The following is a 23,623-nucleotide window of genomic DNA, read 5'->3' as shown; positions in this document are numbered from 1 at the left end:
TCAGCTGGTTAGAATGCCGCCCTGTCACGGCGGAGGTCGTGGGTTCGATTCCCATCCAGGTCGCCATTTGGATTGCAATAGTGATCCAATGTGCTGATGTAGCTCAATTGGCAGAGCAATTGATTTGTAATCAATAGGTTGTAGGTTCAAGTCCTATCATCAGCTCCACAAATTAATATGGGGATGTTCCAGAGTTGGCCAAATGGGACGGACTGTAAATCCGTTAGCTTAGCTTTCAGTGGTTCGAATCCGCTCATCCCCACCAATATGCGGGTGTAGCTCAGTGGTAGAGCCCCAGCCTTCCAAGCTGGTTGCGAGGGTTCGATTCCCTTCACCCGCTCCATAAAAAGTTCATATAAGTAACTGAATCTTATATGCGCCTTTAGCTCAGCTGGATAGAGCATCGGACTTCTAATCCGTGTGTCCCAGGTTCGAATCCTGGAAGGCGCGCCAAGAAAATAGGCACTCGCAAATAAATACTTGCAAAATTGTCAAAGTTGTGTTATAATATATAAGTACGTGACTGTTGGGATATAGCCAAGTCGGTAAGGCACCAGACTTTGACTCTGGTATGCGTAGGTTCGAGTCCTGCTATCCCAGCCAATATGATCCATTAGCTCAGCCGGTAGAGCACCTGACTTTTAATCAGGGCGTCCGGAGTTCGAATCTCCGATGGGTCACCAATTAATTATTTAGATAGACCTAATTTATTTAGGTCTTATCTAATAAGGACAACTCGTTGATTTTTTTCAACGATTTTACTTTTATTATCTTATGGATAATAGGAAAGGCCATTTGAATACTTTAATTACATAAAATAAGGAGAGGTACCGAAGCGGTCATAACGGGGCGGTCTTGAAAACCGTTAGAGTCATTGGCTCACAAGGGTTCGAATCCCTTCCTCTCCGCCAAAAAGGTTATAATTATATATGGAGAAGTACTCAAGTGGCTGAAGAGGCTCCCCTGCTAAGGGAGTAGATCCCAATTTACGGGATGCGAGGGTTCAAATCCCTCCTTCTCCGCCAAGTATGCCCAGATAGCTCAGTCGGTAGAGCAGGGGACTGAAAATCCCCGTGTCGGTGGTTCGATTCCGCCTCTGGGCACCAAAATTTTCAAAGCTTTAAAATATTACGGTGATGGATATAGGGGAGTAGTTCAGCTGGCAGAACGTCGGTCTCCAAAACCGGATGTCGCGGGTTCAAATCCTGTCTCCCCTGCCAAAACAAATTCTAATGAGTTTGATAATTAAATTTTATAATATGGACCTGTAGCTCAGGTGGTTAGAGCGCACGCCTGATAAGCGTGAGGTCGGTAGTTCGAGTCTACTCAGGTCCACCATAATCTCACTTTACAAGCCTTTAAGGCTTAATTTATTTTAAAAATAAATACATACCAGTTATATGGGGCTTTAGCTCAGTCGGTTAGAGCGCCCGGCTCATAACCGGTAGGTCCAGGGTTCGAGTCCCTGAAGCCCCACCAAGCATTTCCACGTTGAAGTGCTTTTTTTGTACCTACATACCGGTTATGAGCAAGCTCATAACAGTTTTTCGGACTCACGACGTTCGTCTCGAAAATGAAGCGTACTTTTCACGCTTCACCCAAGCGTGGGACTAGGTCACAGGTATCGAGTCCCTGACATCGGTTAGTCTTTACATAACTCGCTATCGCTTACTAGGATAAGACTAAGCCTCTGCATAAGACTTTCCATTGCTCATACTTCGTATTCGCAAGGACAAGTCTATAGCTACGGCATAAGACTTTCCATGACTCGATTTCATCTCGTCAGGACAAGTCTATAAAGCCCCACCAAGTACTTCCATGCCGAAGTGCTTTTTTGTACATAGAACCGGTTATGAGCAAGCTCATAACAGTTTTTCGGACTCACTACGTTCGTCTCGAAAATGAAGCGTACTTTGCACGCTTCACCCAAGCGTGGGACTAGGTCCAAGGTATCGAGGTCCTGACATCAGCAAGTCTTTCCATAGCTCGCTGTCGCTCACTAGGATAAGACTAAGCCTCTGCATAAGACTTTCCATGACTCGATTTCATCTCGTCAGGACAAGTCTATAAAGTCCCACTAAGCATTTCTTTAAGAAGTGCTTATTTTTTTTGGATAATTTCATCCTACTTAATATTGAAAAATAATTTAAAGATCAAGGAAAAATAATAGAAACTCCGTATTTAAAAAGATTTCCAATATAAATTCTCTTTTTGTGAGATTGTTTGTCCTCTCGTCTACGCTTGAGGTAAATTATATGGCAGAGTCTTTGTCGGAATGGCGTTGGTTGCTTATTTCATGTGTTTCTTTACCGATTCCTTGCTTTTTCACTGGGTATGACTCTGATTTGATAACTTATCTTGGAAAAGAAAAAACACTTAATTTCGGATAAGCCCAGCCTATGTGGTATAATATTATAAATAATTAGAAAAAGGAGTTTTTATGGATTTTTCTTTAGTGCCAGTAGCTGACAAGACATTTTTTAACTATATTTACCTCGGCCTAGGTTCAAATGGTAGGGGGCTTATTGCTTTGTTCAATACTAGGGGCAATACTATGGTTAAGGAGTCTGTGGCCTCTGAGCTTGATATAAATTTACTTGATGAAGATTACATAGATGATAAAAAAACTTACAAGAGAGCTATTCTTGGCGATTTATTAATAGGAGGCCTAAGGCTTTCCAAGGTGCCTGTCCTTGTTGCTAAGGATAGCGCCTTTGACCTTGGCACAGATTCTCTTGGCAATACTAATGACTGTGATATGGTTCTTGGTTGGAATGTAATTTCTCAATTTGCTTGGAGGGCAAATCCAAGAGAGGGGCGTTTTGAGGTGCAAACTTCCGATTTTAAGGCGAGCAAGGAAAAAAACAACCGACCAATTATCAATATCGGCTTTAATGACAAAATCATAAAGGCCGCCATAGACACATCCAGACCCTTTACTATCATTTCACCAAGCCTAGCTAAGGAGGCTTTGGAAAATGACCCAAATGTCAAGGATACACTTGCCATGATGGGCGAATCAACCGATGCTATCACAAGCATTAACCGTTTTGTTTTCACTAATGACAACAAGGAAGTTAGCCTCGGTTCTACTCAAATTGAGCCAGACCTAGAAGGAAAGGACATCCAAGTAGTCTTTGGCGCCGACCTCTTAAGGTCAATTAAGTGGGCAATTTGTGGACCAAGTGGCTACATCAGGCTGGAAAATTTTTAGTGATGTTTGAAATCGAAGAAATAGAAAATATTTTTAAAAATAACGCCAATCCTCCTAGGGCAGAAAAAATGGCTGCCTATATGAGGAATAAATTTGATTTTTATGGGATACCTGCTGGCAAAAGAAGCGAGTTAACCAAGCCTTTTTTGAAGGAAGCGAAAAAGGAAGGAGCCATCAATTGGCAACTTTTAACCGACCTTTTCTCCCATAATTACAGGGAAATAAACTACCTGGGTCTCGACCTTTTGAAGACCCAGTCCAAGCTCCTAAGCCTTTCAGATTTTGAAAGGCTTGTTGGCCTTGCAAGCTTGCGCCCATGGTGGGATACCATTGATAATATCGACACCATCATAGGTAGCCTTGGTCTTACGAACAAGGACTTCGAAAAGAAAATCACAACCCTTGCTAGGAGCGAAAATTTTTGGCTAAGGCGTATTGCCATTGGCCACCAAAGAAAATATAAGGAAAAAACCAACACCGACATTTTGGCAAAAATTATAAAAATAAATTTGAGCGTCACTTGCAAGGATAAGGACGAAGAATTTTTTATAGCCAAGGCAATAGGGTGGGCGTTGAGGGAATATTCCAAGACAAATCCTGACTGGGTCAGGAATTTTTTGACTGTAGAGAATAATCGTTTACCAAGGCTCTCCACAAGAGAAGCTAGCAAATACCTTTAACAACTAAGGAAAATTTTATACTTAATCATTTATAAAAAATATTTATAAAGTAGTCATTGTAATTATAGCAAAATGTGATAAAATATAAGTAAACGGAGGATACTATGAAAATGAGAAAAAACAACATTGGTTTCGGAATCCTTTCCTTAGCCTTAGCCTTAGCTCTTCCGCTAAATGCTAACGCTGATGAAGGCCAAACCCTAACCAGTCCAGAAACTTTAGACCAGGGACCTAAAACCCAAGTAGAAGCAAACACTAAACCAATCGAAGATAACGAAATCATACAAACGAATCCGGAAAATACTGTAAATCCTGCGAATGTAAATCCAGTAACTCCAACAAGGCCTCAGCCAACCCCTAGACTTACTAATTACAGGACAAATTCATTCCTCAATTTACTAGTCAACACCAATTACCGAAGCCTAAAAGATGAGGCTAACAAAAAAGAAGAAGAAAAGATTAAAGTTAATCCTTACTCAGTAGAATTGAAGGAAGGGGATAAGGATTCGAGGAATTATACATATCTTGCTTATTCTTTTGCGATTAAGGGAGATGACGAGCCAAGAGACTACACAATATCAGTCTTTGCCCTAAAAGATGGCAAGGTTAAAAATGTAGAATTAGACAATTTTAACACAGAAGGCAAGGTCACATCTGCCGGCAAAAAAATGGCAGAAGCAGCTGAGCAAATCGAAAGTGAAGATGTCCTAGGCTTCAGGATAAAAACTAAGATTACCTCTGATGGCTATGTGAAAGCAGTCGTAAAAATCGATAGAGATGCAGAGCCTGGTGATTATACGCTTTATTATGTAGTAACTAGGGGTGGAAAACCTACTATTGGCAGGATGGACGTAACCCTAGGCAAGAACGGAGATTTTAGTTACTACATCACATCCGACAAGGATAAAAAAGACTATGACAACCTTGGTGAAGACAAGGTAAATCCGTTTGAAAATCTTCCATTTACAAAATACCTCCTAAACGACACAGACGAAGAAAAAAACCTAACCGACTTTATCCACCCAGGACTTAAGGTCGGCGACAAATACAAAATCGTAGTAAACTACATCAATCCAAACACCCTAGAGGAAAAAAGAGATGACATAACAGATCTGGAAGCCTACAAAATCCCAGCAAATTCCCTAGTAAGGCTTGATGTAAGAGAAAAATCTGACAAAGATAACCCAATCAAAGATGCAGAAATCTTTACCTATGGATTTGAACTACCAAAAGACTCAAGCGAACCAATTTCGCTAATGAGCTTTGTTGTAAAAAAAGATGCAAACAAGGGTAAGGAAGCAAAATTTGATAGTGAAAAAGCTCTAAGAAATGCCATGGATGAGGTGGAAGGCCTATTAGCAGAAAAGAAAAAATCCCTAATAGAACTTTATCCAGACGAGGAAGAAAGAGAATACAGAGCCTTATCAGTCATCCTAAAAGAGCAAACCAAAAAGATTGAAGAGCTAATCCAACAAGCTCTCCTAGACAATGAGCTAGATAAGCTAAACAAGCTTGAAAAAGATAATCCACAAGAAGCCAAGGCTGAGTATCAAAGGATAGCAGATCTTGTAAAAGAGGCAAAAGACCTAAATAAAAAGGCCAACAAAAAATTAATCGAGCTAGATGAAATAAACTTAATCGATAACAACACAGACCCACTAGTCAACAATGCCAAAGGCACAAAACTTGTCCTAAACTTAGGCAAACTCACACCTCTAAGCACAATTTCTGACCTAACAAAAGATTCTCCACGCCAAAGCGAAAGAAACTTCTCAAAAAATCTTAAAAAGAAATTAGAAGATGCAATCAAAAAGGTAGACACAGTAACCATAGGCGAAAAAGACGACAAAAAAGTCGGAAATAAACCAACTAATGTTAAGGAAACCAAAGAAAATAAAGATTTAACCAAGAGGATCTCTATTTTTGATATAACACACAAAGAAGATCCAAAGGATAATATATCCGAGTTAAGAAGGGCAACAGAAGAGCCAAAAGTGAATACACCAATCTTTATAAAATACCTTCAATCATTAGATAAAAGAAGCAAGCTTATAGACAATAAATAAAAAATGAAGGGCTTATACACAAGTGTGAGCCCTTTCTCACACTTAAAATTCTTTAATGAGATCCTTATTATTCATTAGAAATTATTTATTAACTATGGGCAAAAAGACAGAGAATATATCTACTTATTTACAAAAACCGGAGAAATTAAAAATATAATTAAAAAAATGGTTGAAATGTACTTGTAAATATAAAATTTTTAAATCCAAGGCAGTCAAAAATAAGTTTTGAAAAATCTCTAAAGCAAGAGTAAATCCACTTTAACTCTTGTAAAAAAAGCCAAAATGTTATATTATTATAGTAAGAAATACAACAAATATAATAATAAATATTTTGTTTATCTTTATTACAAAAATACATAAAAAACATATGTAAACGCTAGATCAAATTAAGGAATTTAAGATGAAAACCATAAACCATTTGAAAATAAAAAATACACTGCGGATGAAATTTCCGATAAAAATAAATAAGGAGTATGAGAGAGAAAGGAGGTTATTATGAAAGGAAAAATTAGTTTATTAACAAGAAAAATATTTGCGACCGTCATTGCTGTTGCCATGTCTATACCACCAACAGCCTTTGCCAACGCAAATGAGCCAGTAGTTTATACCGAAAATTCTTCAATCATGGGTATTAGAGAAAACAAGGAAGAGCTCCCAAGAATTGAAAACACAGACAAAACAAAACTAAGTAAGGACCTAGGAAGTTACAATCTTGAAATCAAAGCCAACCTCGATCCGAGCCTAACAAAGATAAACTACACTATCAAAGCTAAGAGAAAAGAAAAATTAGCAGAAGATAAGCAAGGCAAACTTTCATTAAGCCTAACAAAAACACCATCTTCCAACCTCAATGACCTACAACTCATATCAGCAAATACAGAAAATCAAACAAATGAACCAGACTTTAAGGCAGAGGGCCTACCAAGCCTTGTAATAACATCCAAAGCCAAAGATGAAATAATCTATGAGCTAAGCGCCGATGTGAACAAAGCCAAAGACCAAAGGTCATATAAATTGATCCTAAGCCTAGCCGAAGAAGCCAAAAGCGAAGTTCTTGCCTACAATCTAAAGGTAGAAAAAGGACTAAGCCTCAAAGATGGTCAAGAAGTAGAAACAGTAGAATTGGTAAATGAAGACGACGAAAGCCCACTAATCAAGGGTGAATACAAAAAAGAAGGCATCTTGGGCGGCCTATTTGCAAGCCAAGACTCCATCACATGGGAAGCCTTCATCCTAAATGAAGAAGAAAACCAAGAAATAACCTACGACTTCAACCTATACAAAAACCAAGACCCAACAAATTCAAAAATAGCCATTGACTATTATGAACCAACCGACAAGGGTTTTGAAATCAAGAGAGAATTTTCACAAACAATAGACTTTGCGAAAAAGATTAAGTTTGAAATACCAAAGGGCCACCTTGCAAAACTTACACTCAAAACAAAAGTCTCAAAGAAAAACACAAAAGTAAAATCATATTCCCTAAATAATGGGGTGGTAAAAAACCCTATATATATAGAAGGAAATGAAGAAGAAAAATCAAATGACGACGAAGAGCCTGCCCAGAAGGAAGAAAATAAAAAATATCAAAAAGACCCAACAGATAAAGGCACAGTCGAAGTCAAACCAAGTGAAACAAAAGTAGAACCAAACCCAGAGGCAAAACCTCAAGGTAAAGATTCGCAAACACAAATCATAGCAACAGATTCCTCAGGCAAGGAAATCAAAATTGAAGAAAAAAATCAGCCGGTAGAGGAAAATAAAAAACCACAAATTTCTGCCCTAATCCTAAACAGGGACAGCCTAATAGCTAGACTAAAGGCAGAAAACAAACTAACAAACCAACTAGAAACTGCTATAGCTGATCTTGCCGATATCCTAAACTCCTACAACGAGGAAAAGATAACCGACCAAGACCTCAAAGACTTCACCAAGTCCCTAGCAGAAAGAAACCAAATAGCAAAAGCAGACCTAAAATTATACTTAGAAGCAATCCTTTCTGGTCTAAACAAACAAACCAACAGGGCAGCCAATATAAACTACGATGAAATAATCACCTATGCCTACCCAGAAAAGAAAGAAGCAAAGCCTCAAGATAAAAAAGCAGAGGCAAAGAAAAATGAAGGTCAAAAAGCTGAAGAAAAACCAGCACCAAGCAAGGAAAGCCAAGAGCACACTCCTCCAGTAAAAAAGGAAGAGCCAAAGGCAAACCAAGAGGATAAACCACTTCAAAATGAAAAATCTGAAGCAGTAAAAACTTTTGACAAGGACCTTGCAAATCTAAAAGAAGAAGCTAAAAAAGAACCAGCCAAAAAATCTGGCATCTTTGAAGGCCTAAAGAGCCTACTAGGCCAAACTGACCTCCAAAAGGCAGACAAGGAATTAAAGAAAGCCCTAGCTGACAAGAAAAATACTCTAGAAGACATCCAAAAACTCCTAGACAGCTTCAAGACAAAATACAAACTCTCAAAAGCCGACCAAGCCAAACTAATGGACGACAACGGCGATGCTATTAGGGCCTTGATAGAAAAAACAGGCTACACAGGTGGCCATGTCTTTGCAGTAAGAGGAGCAAACCAATTAACTGAAGACGAAAAAGCGAATTTAGAAAATAAAAAGTTTACAGTCCTCACTCGTTTTAACACATCAAATGCCGGTGGACCAATTCAATCTTATCAATATTTTGATATTCACCTGGATGAAAAGCTTACAGTAAAAGACCCATCAAGCCTACAAGACATAACATATAACGGTAGAGTAATTGCAAAACCGAAATTTATTGAAAAAGAAAATAAAATAAGATACGATATCCAAGGTCAAATACCAGAAAATATAAGCATCTTATTAAAAATTCCAGTAGACTACAATACAAAGAAGAACATAACCCTTGATCAAGACGGAAACTTTACCGTTATCAACAAGGTATCTGGTCTAGGTGTCAAAGCACCAAAAGATTTGCTACCACAAAAAGTAGACAGATATGGAAATCTTGCAGGTACCATCATTGAGCCAGGCAGGGGCGATGTACCAGAACTTATAGAATCTGACGATAAGTCCTACAAGGTAGACATGGATGCATATGGTATCCCAGATGTAAAAGATGGAGTGCTCAAAGGATTCAATTGGAAGGCTACAGTCCTATCAACAGTAGACCTACAAGGCATAGACTTATCAGTAAACTTTACAACAGTAAAAGGTTCGGGGCTTGGCGAAATCCAAAATCTAACAATGGATGGAGCTAATGTTACTGCAACAAGCAATAACTTAACAAACCATACTGGCATAGTAGACTCAATAAACTACAAGCCAAATAAGAATACTAGGGAATTAAACTTCACCTTCTATACACCAGTAACCAACAAACAAGAATCTTACATGCTAGACATAAATGCTATGGCAAATGGCAAGGTCGGAGCAAAGAGGGTTGTTGGAAGGCAAGGTTATCCAAAAGAAAAGGTGGAAGTCCTAACTCCAAGTCGTGTTGGAATGAACAACAGGACATCCATCTTGGGAGAATTTCCAAACCAAACTGATGCCAAATGGACCATCACAGACCAAGTCTCTACAGGTGATAATGGAAAATTACCACTAGAATCAAGACAACTTGGTGGAGGACAAAGTATATCATCTGGCAAAGTGGCAGTTTATGGAGTAGATACAAAGAAGAATAGCCCAACCTATGGACAAATGATCCAAGTCGGAAGCGATGAAAGTGTAAGTTCTATTCCAGACAAAGAAACCAAGCCACAAAACGCCCAACCAGTAGGCTCAATAGTAGCCTATGAATATACTACAAATCTTGATGGTAAACCTGCTTCATCTATTGGAGGGGTTGTCATCTCAAAGAACCAGGATATCCTTGTAGACCAATACTGGGGGCTTGAAAAAGGCATTAACATGCCAGCTCAAATCATTAAAGCTGTAGATCCAAGGAAACAAGAAGGACAGGATGGTTATGAGCTTGGTTCCATCACCCTTCAACAAAGCACTAATGATGATTCAAATAGACAATTTACTATACCAAATGTAAGGGTATGGGACATTGACAATTCTGGAAATGCCACTAGGGTTCAACCAGCGATAAAACAAGACCTACCAAAAGAAGTAAATGGTTACCAATTCGTGGAAAACTATAACTACTACAGGCAAGATCTTGGTGATTATTACATCCACAACAGGGGAGTAGTAAAAACTGAAGATAAATTTGGAAACTTCAATCTCCACAAAGTTGGACCAGAAGGCGAAGATGTACCTAATGCGACTTTCAGACTCTTCCGTGGTGGAGAAGCTATCACCAACAGCAAAGGTAAGGCTGAATTTAAAAATATCAATCCAGGTGTCTACTACCTAACAGAAATCAAGGCGCCACCAGGATATAAATTAGCAGAAGATACAAAAATTATTGTAGAAAAAAATGGTAAGGTAAGGGCAACAGGACCAGATGCCGAACAAACTGGCGACGAAGGTGCGACCCAATACTTTAAACATGATAAATATCCGCTCTTTATGAACCTAATGTCATATGCGACAAAGGAAAAAGACGGAAGTGTCACAACCTACATCTACCTAAAACCAGATGAGGGTGGCGGTACCAACCAAAACACTAGGTTAAGTATCACTGGATACGACAATTCAAGAAAATTAGATGTCGAAGTTTATGACGTCGGACCATCCTTGAGATCAGGCCTAAGACAAGCCATGAATCTCCAAACAGGTGTGGAAAATAATATTGGTGGGCCAGCCCTCAACCAGCCAAACAGGTATCCTATCAAAGGTGAGTCTAATGTTTACGATACCAACACACAAAAAACAGGCTATCAAATAAAAATCCCATATGTAAGGTTTGGAACCAATTGGGGCTTTTTAGTAAAAGTAAAAGGAACACCTTCAACAAGAGATGGTAAAATTTCTTATGATTGGTTGACAGACGGTGACTATGACTTTACAAAAAATAATGCCAAAATCCAAAAAACTATTACACCAGCAGACCCTAATATTGCTAATGAAACAATTATAACAGTAAAAGATAAAAAATTTGATACCAAACCAATAGAAGTAATAAAGGTAACAAGCAAAAAGAAAACCTTGGGTGGAGCTACCTTTGTTCTTAAAAATCCTGACAATGATGAAATACTCAAGACTGTCAAATCAGTAAGTGAAGAAGGGGAGAATAAAGGTAAGGTAGACTTTGGCAAGATGCCACCAGGCGATTATATAATAGAAGAAGTTGCCGGTCCAGAAGGCTATATAGAATCCCAACTTGTCTTTGATGTCCATGTAAATGAGGCGTCAGAAGTAACCTACAAGCCAAGATTTAAAAATGGAGTAGGTACACCAGTTGCCGGTGTAGATTATTGGATTGAAGATGAGGTTGTTGCAGACACACAAACAAAAGTTGATGTAATAACAGTCGATCAATCAATGAAACTAAGCGAAAACAACGCTGGTGAAACTGGAATCAAAGAAGGTGTATGGGAAGCTTATCGTTACGAGTCTTACACCTACAGGGCAAATATTAAATTAAAAACATCAGAACCAGGAAAGAGATTTGAAATTCAATTTGACCCAAATCTTGACTTTACCCAATATGTAAACCAATTTCCTGAAATAAAAAATAATGGGCAAGTCATAGCCAAACCTTACTTCAACTATGACACCAACCTCTTAACCTATGTATTTACAGAGGCATCAGGATCTGGTGAGGTAATCTTTGACCTAGTAATAGATGGTGTTATCCCATCCAAATTCTATGCGAAAAATTCTGGAGAGTATGACTTTACAAACGTAGTTGCACCAGGACAGAAAAATGTCAAAGGCAACCAGAGTAATACCGTCCATGTCAAGGCCTTCTATGAGGACTATGATTCACCACCAAGTGGTAATGCACCACCTCAAGCCTATTATTTTAGGGAAGTGTACAAAGAAGGGGAAGATTGGTATGTAAAGGCCATTGCCTACTACAACCCAAAAGCCAATGCAGTTGGTGGTCGTATGGATGCCAGAACATTTTCTTTCAACTGGATGTCAACCAACTGGCAATCAGGCAATATAGCAAAGTGGGTGGGTAATGGTAACACACCAGCCTTTGAGCTAAAAAATGTTAAGGTATATTCTGTACAGCCAACTGTAAATAATTTTAAACAAAAAACAAGCGAACCTTACATGCCTTTGTCAATGGGTGTTAGACCAGAAAACGACCCAAGTATCTATAGGTTGGAATTAAACCAAGATATTAATGACAGATTTGTTTATAGTAGGCAAGGTTCTATAGGTTTGACATATGATGCGAACCAGATAAAATCAACAGGATCTCTCATTGATTCAAGACCACTAAAAATAGACATTCCTGCCATCAGTAAGAATAACGAAGGTTATGTAATCGATCAAACATTCAAGGTAACAGACCTAGATAAATTTAGGAGTATGTTTAGGGCCTTCGTTATGCAAAACTCTGATAAGGGTGATGCTCTTAAGTCAGCCTTTGCTTCAAAAGTAAATGTGAACGAAGCCAGTGCGGAACAAAATAAAAAAGAAATTCCTAAATTCTACAAGCAAAAGGTAATGATGGCGAACGAAGCGTACGTTCCAACCAGCTTCAAAATTAGGAAGTACAACGAAGCAGACAAAACCAAAAACCTAGCAGGAGCAATCTTCACCTTAACAAATAAGGATACAGGCAAAAGTATTGCCAAAAAAACAGGTGACGATGGAATTTTGACCTTTGATAAATTGCTACCAGGAGTTTATAGACTAAAAGAAACTGGAGCTCCAACTGGCTTCATCAAGTCAGACAAGAGATGGTTGGTAAACGTGGCAAAAGACGGCATTGTTACCATCACAGAAGTAGGATTCAATAGCGACGGAACATCTATCATTGGTAAAGACCTTACTTTAGAGGTTGCCAACAAGCCAGAAGGCCAAGACTTTGTAGTCTACAAAAAAGGAGACCAAGGTCAAGCCCTAGCTGGTGCAAAATTCGTTATAAAGAAAAAAGATGGAAAAAATTATACCGAAGTCGGTACAGGCGAATCAGACATAAATGGTCTTGTAAAATTTAAAAACACCACTGGAGCAGACTTAAAGCTTACAGACGGAATTTATTTATTAGAAGAAACTGACCCACCAACAGGCTATAAGAAACTAGACAAAAAATGGGTCCTTGTAGTTGGTGATAACAAGGTAAAAGTTTACGACTATATAGAAGGTCCAGATGAAGAAACCAGTTCCAAAGCAAACTTATCCCTCCTAAATGAAGAGGGAACACATTGGGTAGATATGAGCAAAAGATCTCCAGCCAAGTTCAGTGGTTTAAATGATCCAAGATGGAAAGGCTATATAAACAACAGCCCAATTCCTTATAAGTTGGGTACTAGGATTATCGGTATAAATAAGGGGGCAGCACAACCTTATGTAATCCAAAGATTTGTAATAAACCCAGAAGCTAAAAATATGGGACCTTCAAAGGTTCAAATCCATAGACAACCACTTTGGATAAGTAACTCAGACTGGTACCAAGGTAATGAAGCCTACAAAGTTTTCGAGCTTGATAAGGCTGTGACAGAAAATGTCGAAGACATCAAGCTAGAGCACTATATAGCAAAAGAACTAAACCTAACAGCATCAAAAGTTACAAAACAAGGTGAAACTCCAGAAAGAATGGAATTAAACCTACCAGCAACAACTAAACCAATTATCATTGATGTAAAAGTACCTTACAAAAATGAGAGTGAGGGCGTAGGTCTAGGTATTGACTATTGGGAAAATGTTGGAACCTATAATGAAAAAGTATATTGGAAACCAGATTTCTACGAATCTGTAACAGATATACCAGAAGGCGATGAAGTAACATCCAATACCCAAGCAGGAAATATCATCGGTGCTTATGTATCCGAAGGCTCACTCGATGTAGCTAACGAGAGAAATAGGCATGAATTTGAATTTACAAAAGTAAGGGAAACAGATCTTGATGGCCTATCAGGAGCGACCTTCAAACTTACTGGCTTCGAACCAAAAACAGAAACTAAGTGGGGCAAATCAGGTCAGGATGGCAAGGTATCCTTCAAGGGCCTCTTGCCAGGAAAATATAAACTAGAAGAAGAAGGAGCTCCACAAGGTTATGATGGATCAAACACTGACTGGACTGTTACTATACTTGAAGATGGAAAAGTCTATATCAAAGACAACAATCCATCAAACACAGTACCAAACAAGAATCCAGAAGCTCAGTGGCAAAAAGTAGATGTAGCAAACTCTACTATGATTAATAAATCAGATTCAGTAAGGGAAGAATACAAGCAGAACGCTGATAAGAAAATAAAAACCCATATTATTAGGATAAATAAGGCGACAAAGAGGATTAGACAGGTCTATGTCCTAAATAGACTAACTGAAAACCTCTTAGACCCTACCTTAGAACTCCATTCCTACCCAGAAAAATGGGATATAACAGACAAAAACACCAACATAATGTCTGTAACTGAGGTTGGTCAAAATGCAACACCAGACAATCTTGGAAAAATTGGAGCCAACGTCCAATATAGTACTGAGATAATTAGCAAAAAAAATCATTCTAGATTGGTAATAAAACCAAAAATATCTGGAGAAAAAACTATAGCTGTTGTTATAGAAACAGACCTAAAAGATTCTGCTGAAATTGGTGGCATCGGTACAGGTATGGACTATAACAACCAAGGCAACCAATACTGGGGAGCTGAGTTATATAAAAACTTAAATGATTTCGTACTTGAGCAAGTTGAACATCCAAGAGTTGATAAAAACACAAAGCTAATTATAGACGGCAAGGACAAGAGCAACGATGCCCAAAACTTGCTAAGAACAGCGAATGAAGAAACTCCAGCCTTACTGGCAAGAGAAAACGGCATCCTGGTTAGAAACTATGCCTTTAGGTCTATGGATAATGATGTAACAGACCTAACAAGTCCACTATCAAGCCTAAAAGCAAGGTCAGCAAGCCTAAATAGCTTTGGAGGACTAGCACCAAGGATGGCAAGGTCAATAGCCCCAAGGTCTATGACCTACTCAACAAGAGTTGCCAGAGCCCCAAGGGCTGAAGGTGTTTGGGAAAAAGTAGACCCAGACAGTTCTACTGGCAGGGCAGGTGTGGCACACAGTACCGACTTCATGGAAACTAAGATTACTGAAATTAACAAAGACAAAGACAGGTTTAAACAATCATTCTTGTTTAAGCCAAAAAACGGAGTTACTTTCGATAGGAAAATTGAATTCCATAGAGAACCAGAAAAAAATAAATCAGGTGGAGGACTCGACTTTAGATTAACAAATGGACCTGTTCCGGTATCATCTATTAATGTCTATGAGGTTGATGCAGGTTCGACTGTGGATAACATTTCTGGCAAGAGTTTAATCACCTCAATAAAACCAAATCAAGCTAGACAACCAGGCACCAACATCATGAGGGTATATGCGACTATCCCATCTAGAATTAAGGGGACCATATTGATGGAAATAGAAGCTCCTTATGCTGAAGATGGCACACTTGGTATCGGTGCTGATTACCAATATGACAACCCTCCAGCCAGTCAATTTGATAAAACAAAACAATGGAAAGATTGGGCGGCTGATTCATATTCAACAGAAACTAAAGTCAACGATAAAATTCAAGAAACAACCTACTCATTGACCTTAAATACTCCTGATGGTAATGGAAGTCTTCAAGTCAAAGTCAATGGACAATTAGGAAAAACTACTGGTATAAAACAAGGCGACCAAGTTGAAATTACAGCAGTACCAAATCAAGAATATAAGTTGGGTAAATTATATCTTGATGACCATGCTGTAGTCACAAATAATAACCAATTTACTTTTAACATGCCAGCTAAGGATGTAAAAGTAAGGGCAGAATTTATGCCAATACTTTATGATGTTGCAGTAATTGGAAATATTTTACACGGTAAAATCACTCCGAATGTAAATAAGGCGAAGGCAGGAGACGAAGTCACAGTAAATGTAGAGCCAGATCCTGGCTACAAATTAGCAAGTCTTGTATATGAGGCTGAGGATTTACTCGATCCAGTCCCTATAGTAGGTAACAAATTCATAATGCCAAAATCAAATGTCAGATTAAATGCAACATTTGAAAAATCACAAGTTGTCCCACAAACCTACAAAATCACAACAATTAAGACAACAGGTGGTAGCATAATAGCTCAGCCAAACGCTAAAGCTAATGAAACTGTAAGGATTCAAATTAATCCAGGCGTAGGTAATTATTCTTTAGTGGATGGTCAGGTGGATGTCAGGACAAGTGATAATAGTCCTGTACCTGTTTCATATGATGACCAGGGACCATACTTCACCATGCCAGCTTCCGATGTAACTGTAAGTGGACAATTCCAACAAGCTGATCTAAATAATGGATATGTAGTCCGCATTCAAGATACTGCCAATGGAAGAGTTACTGCAAGTCAATACCATTCATGGCCTGGAAAAGAGATTACCCTAACCCCATCTCCTGAACCTGGTTATAAGTTAAAAAGCTTGTTTGCAGTATCAAATGGTAATCGAGTTCAAATAACTGATAATAAATTCACAATGCCAGACGGAGAGGTTTATATAATACCAACCTTCGAACGTGATTTGAATCCACAAAATTACACCATCAAAACTGATGTGTCTGAAGGTGGAACTGCCACTCCAACTCAATCATCAGCAACTGCTGGCCAACCTATTGGTATGGATATTCGTCCAGAAGAAGGATATAGGCTAGAAAGTGTAAATGTAATTGATGAAAATGAGATAAAGGTTGCAGAATATAATTTCTTATCCAATAGCTTTTCAATGCCAGCCAAAAATGTCATTGTAAAGGTCACTTTCAAAAAGATTGAGTACACCATAACAAAAGAACAAACAGAAGGCGGAACTGTAAGCATTGATAAGTCAAAAGCTACTAAAGGTGAAACGGTAACCATAACTGTCACTCCAAAAGAAGGATATGAGGTTGGTCAGGTAAAAGGTGATAATATTCCAATTAATCTGGTTGATGGTAAATATCCATTCAAGATGCCAGCTAGAGACGTCACAATAAGGGTTACCTTTAACAAAAAAGAAGTTAAGCCAAAAGTATCCTACTTCGTTGGTGTCGATGGTAATAATAATGGTAAGAAGGTAGTAGTTTATACAAGGACAGAGCCTAATAAATCAGAGGCTGGAAAACTTGTAGAATTTACTGTCACACCATTTGATGATTATGAAATAACAAGTGTTTATGTAAGATTGTCTGATGGTAGTGGAAGAAATGTAGAACCATTAAAGCAAGAGGGCAATAAATATTCATTTATTATGCCAAATCAAGCAGTAACTATTTACGCTAATGTACAATATGTTCAACCACCAGAAGGAACCTTACTTGTTGGAATCAATCCAAATATTACAAATGGTAGTGTAACAACTAATCCTAGAAGACCATATCCTAATGATAAGGTTAGGATTACTGCAACACCAAAACAAGACTATTCACTTGAAAGCTTAAGTGTTACTAAACAATGGGGCGGAAATGTAGATGTCCAATATGATAATGAAGGACCATACTTCATCATGCCAGCTGAAAATGTTACAGTATATGCTACGTTCAGACAAGGAGCAGCTCCAAACCCAGATATACCAGATGTAAAACCAGATGATAATGAATTGGGATATTTAATCTACGACCCAAGCAATCCAAACAAGATTATCAAAAAGAAGGCTATGCTTACAAATAGGCTAGCTGGTTTGGAGCTTAAGGTTTATAAGAAAAATATAAATGGTAGGACACTTGAAGGTGGAGAATTTAAGCTAATCAAAACAGAAGCTGATTACAAAACAGAAGATAAAAATTTCACACCTATAACAGCAGTTTCAGGTTTGGATGGCAGGATTTTATTTAAGGATAAGGACAACCAACCAGTCAAACTTCAAAAAGGTTACTATGTATTGGAAGAAATCAATCCACCATTAGGCTATAAGAAGGCTTCTTCTAAGTGGAAGATTGAAGTTAAGGATGACCAAGGCAAGATGCACGCTACTTACTTCGGTCCATCACAAACACCTTCCCAATACTTGCTATCAGAAAAATCTAAATTACAAGATGATAGATTAAATACCAACCTTGCAATTAGAACTGCATCCAAGATTACCCACATAGACCCAGATGCAAAAACTTTTGTACAAAGGGTAATCATAGACTTAAGAGGTTACACAAAGACAGACAAGGTCAACGTCCAAATCACTCCAAAATACAAGAGGGTTGAAAAGGACAGACCTGGAGTGAAACCAGATACAATCGAGGAAGGTTTAAAGACAGCCTACAGGACAACCTACAAGATATCAAAGCCTGATGAAACACTTGATACAGACTACATCCTAGGCTACTATGACCTTTCTAAACCAGGCGTATCTATGGTAAACACTGCAAGGTGGAGACCATTTGATTGGGGCTTTGATGAAGACCAATTAAACCTAGACCCAGGCGAAGTCTATTTCATAGATATAGAAGGCTATTACGACGAATCACTCATTTCGGGTATGGCTGTTAATGAAAAAGATGTAAATGGCAAACCAGTTGCGCCTCATAAAAATACAAAAATCAAGCCAGAAGACCTTGCTAAACTAGAAATGGATATCAAATTCTACGAAGGAGCAAGAAGCTTCTACCAAGCAGTCTATAATGAAAAGACTCAAAAAATTGAATGGAAGACCTTCCCTAAGGCATCCTACCAAGCAGGTGCAGCTGCCCTAGCTAATATTAAGCCAAAAGGATGGTCAGATGAGTATTATAATGACAGGTACCAAAACTGGGTAGGCTTGGAAGGTGGTGAAATTCGTCCGGCATTTGCTAATGAAACACTACTTAAGACCCTTTCAACAAAAGCCGACATTTCAGGCCTATACACAACTGATAACCCTAAAGATAAGCTAGAGATACCAAAAGAAGGTTTGGACATCATAAACGATGAAGAAACCTACAACATCACCTTCTCTAAACACGGACGTGATGGAGAAAAGAGTGAAGGTTGGGAAAGTAATGGTAAAAAGGTAACTGAAAACAGGCTTGAAGGAGCAATATTTAAACTTCAACAATACATCCAAAATGACTATGTAGACGTGCCGGGATCTTATGTATCCTCAGCCTTCAATGGTTATTTCGGATTTAGAGGTCTAAAACCAGGTCGTTATAGGCTAATGGAAGTTGAAGCTCCAAAGGGATATAGGCCAATCAGAGATGCTATCCTCTACATGACTGTTTCCTATGAAGAACCAAAGACCAATGTCGAAACTGGAGAAATCACAAAAGGAAGAGGTAGAATAACTCTCGAGTATGACAATGGTAATGGTATTATCGAATACAACCCAGCAGCGACAACTGTAGAACAAGGTAAGCTAGTAGACTATGTAACCAGTGCTACAGCAAAGAACATGGGTAAGATAATAAACGAAAAACCGGGCAAAGGTAAGGTCAGGATAAACAAAGATGATGGAGAAGGACATCCACTAGAAGGAGCTAAGTTTAGACTAATTAGACTTGGAACCGATGCTGACACTAATCCTGGTTCAACAGGAAAGAAAGATGGAAGCTATGAAACAACATCTGAAAATCTAAATGAAAAGGCTACTGCAACAGTAGCTAAGAAAGATGCTGTAGAGCCAGTAGTTAAAAATGGCAAGGTGCTTACTCTTGATCCAGTAAGGGTAGGAGCTACCAAGATTTTTGGAGAAACTATTTCAAACGCTACAGTTACTGTAATCTTCCCAGGAAATAAGGAAGTTAAGATTAAGACTCCAAACTCAGGTAAGTTTACAGTAGATGTACCAGATGGTCTTGTCCTAAATGAAAATGACACCATTACTGCAAGCATCAATGAAGAGGGTGTTGCTATCTTTGATAAGCTACCAATAGGTAACTACATCCTAGAGGAAATAAAATCTCCAAAAGGCTACAAGAGCAATGGACAAAAATGGAGATTTACAGTAGGTGGTGATGGTCTTGATCCTTATGCCAACGACACAAGCACCGGTGGCAAAGATTTGACAGGTAAAATTACCCTAGAAGATAATGTTAAGATCAATGTTCAAAAAACTTTGGATGGTGATAATACAGAAACAGAAACTTCTGTCCACCCACACAAGGCCCAAAGTATAGGAATCACAGCTAAGTTTAAAGTTCCGGTTGATCAGGAAATTAATCCAGGAGATTACTTCACAGTAAAACTTACTGATTCCATAGACCTATATGGTATTTACAAGGATAAACCACTAGGCAGTCTTGACATCTTCGCTGATGGTGTAGGTACAATCGCCAAGGCTAAGTATGACAAGCAAAATAGCGAGATTACCTATACCTTCACAGAATATGCGAAGACCTATACACTCACAGAATTTAAGACCAACCTAGCAACTTGGATTAACCTTGATAATATTAAAAAATCTACTCAAAATGTCGAAGTTGGTATTGGATTAAAAGGCAAACAGAAGCATAGTAAAAACTACAATGTAGTCTATGATATCCCAGCAGAGACATCACGTCACCCTTACAAATATACAGAGTACTACCGTTATTGGTATGGCACTGATTATCAAACCTATAATTATTGGCACAACCTTACTGGTAAGATTACCGAGATGGATAAGACTACAGGTGAGTTTACCCAATACTACTACATCAATAGGATGAAGGATAAGGGATGGAAGAATTGGACCTTCCGTTATAATCCATACAGTTCGGATAAGACCAACACAAAGAGATTGTCCTATGCTAATGTTAGGGTTATGAAATTGAAGGACAACAGCGATGCTAATATAGCAAGATCAATGCCAGAGTCTTTTGCCCTAGATATCAATAATGATTCAAACCTAACTGAGATATATAACCAGAGATTTGATAGGATGGGAGCTACAAGCTTCAACTTCAGTGGCTATAAGGAAGGCAACCAACCAAATGGTTATATGCCAAATGCTGGTAGTGATGAAGGCGACTCCTATATAGTAGAAGTCAAGGGTAAGATTCCATTATCTGAAATAAAGGAATTTGAATCAGTTGCTTCTATCATAGTCAGAGGATATACCATAGCGGCAAGATGGGACCTAGCGAGGTTTGAGGAAAACAAGGCAGTCGCAAATGCCCAACTAATCATCCAAGCTATAAACCCTAAGAACGAAATCAAGTTTAAGAAGCAAGATGTGGATGGCAATGCCCTTAAGGGTGCAAAATTCGCCCTTTACAAAAAGAATGGTGATAGCTGGCAAAAAACCAATGACCCAGTACAAACTACTAAAGAAGACGGTTTAATTTCTTATGAAAAACTAGGTCCAGGCGACTATGCCCTAGTCGAAGAGGAAGCCCCACCAGGCTACAACAAGATTGAGGGCCATGCAGCAGAGTTTAATGTAAGCGAGATTGGTATTATCACTAGGAAGGTAAAGAAAGCCAAACCTGTAGGAAATAACCAAGGCGATACCAGCGAAACACCTGGTAAACCAGATGAATATATCGATGAACAAATCGGAGATATACCAGTAGATGTCGTAAACTTCAGAAATGTAGACTTTGTCAAACTAGACAAGAATGACAAGACCAAAAAATTAGCCAATGCTAAATTTGCTGTCTACTATAAGGAAGAAGAGAAAGGCAAATACGAAGAATATAAGGTAAAAAATAAGGATGATCCGAAAGTAGAAGAACAATTAGTCGTTAGTTCAGATGGTGAAGGCAAGTTCAAGCTAGAATTAAACAAAAATGGCTACTATGCCCTTAAGGAAATCGACCCACCTAGTGGTTATGCTAGGATTAATGACTATATCCATGAATTTATGATCAAGGATGGCAGGACCCTAGCCAAGGTGGCAAACCCACTAAAATCAAGCTACTACAAGAGTGGAAAGGGATATATCACAAGTGAAGTTCTATCTGTGGATAAGGATAAGAAGACCTTCAAGCAAAGATTGATAATAAATCCGGACCACAAAGAGCTAACCATGAAGGAAGCTCAGTCTTACCTCAGAATCATGGAAAATGGTTGGGAGATAAAGCCTAGAGGCGATGCAACAAAAGACCAAAAGGGTGGTAAGATTATGGTCGCAGTCCTCAAGAAAGATGGCAACAAGACCATAGATGGACTCGAAGCCAAGGACTTTGCTCCACACTACGCTGCAAGGTCAGGCAAAGTAGGGGATAACATTGGTTCAAGGTACTCACTAAGAGATCTTTATGGACTATTATCAACTGGCGAGGTTTCAACAACAGATACCCTAGTTGTAGAATATACTGGTAAATTGAAGGATGAAAGTATAAAGAAGGATAATCAAGAAGAAACCCTACTACCTGTAGACCAACTAGAAGACGTCATCCTAGACTACACTATCCTAAGTGAACTTAAATACAAACTAGATTTGACAAACCTAGCCAAAGAAGGTCCAGCTTATGTAGATGTCAACGTGGCAAAGACAAGTCCGACCGAGATTAAAAACGAAGAGCTCCACAAGATTAAATTCAAGAAAGTGGATAGTGCCGACAAAAAACCACTAGCCGGAGCAGAGTTTGAGCTATGGTACAAGGAAAAGCAAAGCGATGATAAAGTTCAGCTTCACCTATATACAAAAGGCAATGAAAAAATGTGGTTTAAAGATGGGGAATTTGTCTCACAAGACTATATAGGCTCAAATGATAAAATCACATCTCCTGCGGATGGTATTGTCGAGCTAGACGGCCTCTACAAACCAGGCTACTACTTCATCAAGGAAGTCAAGGCACCAAAAGGCTACTCCCTACCTCTAACAGAGGATAAGATAGTCAAGGAATTTGTCATCAAAAAAGGTAAAGTTTATCAAAAAGATGACCTAGAAGCCGAGACTAAAACTAAAAAGCCGATGATGAAAGTAAGTAGGAGAAAGGAGAACAATAACGTTCATTACACCTTTGAGATAAATCCAGCAGGCAAGCCAGTAGTAAACAAAGACGCGAGACTCATCTTTGAAAATGGAGAACTAGGAAGTCCTGTATCGCTTAAAGTCACATACGGAACTACATCAGAAGATATTACTTTAGATGAGACATTCAATGGTGTAATTGACCTAAGCAAATACTTCCTAGAAATTAATAAGGATAATCCATCAACAAGTAGGACAAAGATAACAATCTACTATGTCGCACATCCTTCAGGAAGTGAGGACATAACAGTCAAATCCGTCCTCAAAGGCGTCGATGACACAGATATAGAAATCAATGACACCTTCTCCATGAATGCATTAGAAACAAGTGCATCAAATAGCCAAGGTAAATCATATGCCTACAAACCATATGACGAAAACGCTAACGACTCAAACCTAGTAGAGATAGAAAACCACAAGGTAGAACTACCAAAGGCACTTGGTACAGGAAACATCCTAACCTACACCCTAGCAGGGCTTGCAGTCATGCTATTCGGCGTCTATGTCTACTATAGAAAGAAGAAGGTGGTCGCATGATTTCCTTGATAAGAAAAAAGGCCCACCCACCCTAACAGAGCCACACTCCTGGCTCTGGGGGATACCCTAAGAGTCATCGAACACTCATTCATGAGATTCCTCGTCACTTTGTTCCTCGGAATGACAGTAGTAAAAAAAGGTGTCATTCTGAGGGAGTGAAACGACCGAAGAATCCCAAAAACGCAGGA

At 38.7% G+C, this 23,623-nt stretch carries 4 protein-coding genes and 12 tRNA genes; all 16 read left to right on the top strand.

Annotated elements, in window-relative coordinates; all coding sequences use genetic code 11:
• The first annotated feature begins 92 nt into the window (after positions 1-92).
• The 16 genes from HMPREF1630_RS07315 (at position 93) to HMPREF1630_RS07240 (ending at position 23,435) form a co-directional block, all read left to right on the top strand.
• Positions 93-168, top strand: a tRNA-Thr gene (locus tag HMPREF1630_RS07315).
• A gap of 11 nt (positions 169-179) precedes the next feature.
• Positions 180-265 (top strand) — tRNA-Tyr (locus HMPREF1630_RS07310).
• Positions 266-269: 4 nt separating this feature from the next.
• A tRNA-Gly gene (locus tag HMPREF1630_RS07305) sits at positions 270-343 on the top strand.
• 33 nt (positions 344-376) lie between these two features.
• Positions 377-453, top strand: a tRNA-Arg gene (locus HMPREF1630_RS07300).
• 74 nt (positions 454-527) lie between these two features.
• Positions 528-603, top strand: a tRNA-Gln gene (locus tag HMPREF1630_RS07295).
• 4 nt (positions 604-607) lie between these two features.
• Positions 608-683, top strand: a tRNA-Lys gene (locus HMPREF1630_RS07290).
• Between the two features lie 138 nt (positions 684-821).
• Positions 822-911, top strand: a tRNA-Ser gene (locus HMPREF1630_RS07285).
• Between the two features lie 20 nt (positions 912-931).
• Positions 932-1,025, top strand: a tRNA-Ser gene (locus HMPREF1630_RS07280).
• 5 nt (positions 1,026-1,030) lie between these two features.
• Positions 1,031-1,106, top strand: a tRNA-Phe gene (locus HMPREF1630_RS07275).
• Positions 1,107-1,144: 38 nt separating this feature from the next.
• Positions 1,145-1,220, top strand: a tRNA-Trp gene (locus HMPREF1630_RS07270).
• Between the two features lie 41 nt (positions 1,221-1,261).
• Positions 1,262-1,338, top strand: a tRNA-Ile gene (locus tag HMPREF1630_RS07265).
• A 64-nt stretch (positions 1,339-1,402) separates the two neighbouring features.
• Positions 1,403-1,479: transfer RNA gene (locus HMPREF1630_RS07260), tRNA-Ile, on the top strand.
• Between the two features lie 961 nt (positions 1,480-2,440).
• Positions 2,441-3,214, top strand: coding sequence for a hypothetical protein (locus HMPREF1630_RS07255; RefSeq protein WP_037328437.1), 774 nt, complete (start codon positions 2,441-2,443; stop codon positions 3,212-3,214).
• A 2-nt stretch (positions 3,215-3,216) separates the two neighbouring features.
• Positions 3,217-3,894 carry a DNA alkylation repair protein gene (locus HMPREF1630_RS07250; RefSeq protein ID WP_037328435.1) on the top strand — a complete coding sequence of 226 codons (678 nt, stop codon included), beginning with the start codon at positions 3,217-3,219 and terminating at the stop codon, positions 3,892-3,894.
• A 104-nt stretch (positions 3,895-3,998) separates the two neighbouring features.
• The gene (locus tag HMPREF1630_RS07245) at positions 3,999-5,960 is read left to right on the top strand and encodes a flagellar protein FlgN (RefSeq protein ID WP_037328434.1); all 1,962 of its coding nucleotides are present in this window, start codon (positions 3,999-4,001) and stop codon (positions 5,958-5,960) included.
• Between the two features lie 495 nt (positions 5,961-6,455).
• Positions 6,456-23,435, top strand: a complete 16,980-nt coding sequence (locus HMPREF1630_RS07240) for a SpaA isopeptide-forming pilin-related protein (protein WP_037328432.1) — start codon at positions 6,456-6,458, stop codon at positions 23,433-23,435.
• The last annotated feature ends 188 nt before the right edge of the window (positions 23,436-23,623 follow it).

The organism is Anaerococcus lactolyticus S7-1-13 (genome assembly GCF_000758765.1).
In the GTDB taxonomy this organism is placed as follows: Bacteria; Bacillota; Clostridia; order Tissierellales; family Peptoniphilaceae; genus Anaerococcus; species Anaerococcus lactolyticus.
The sequence above is the reverse complement of the archived record's forward strand: the minus strand, read 5'-3'. Positions and strand labels throughout refer to the sequence as shown.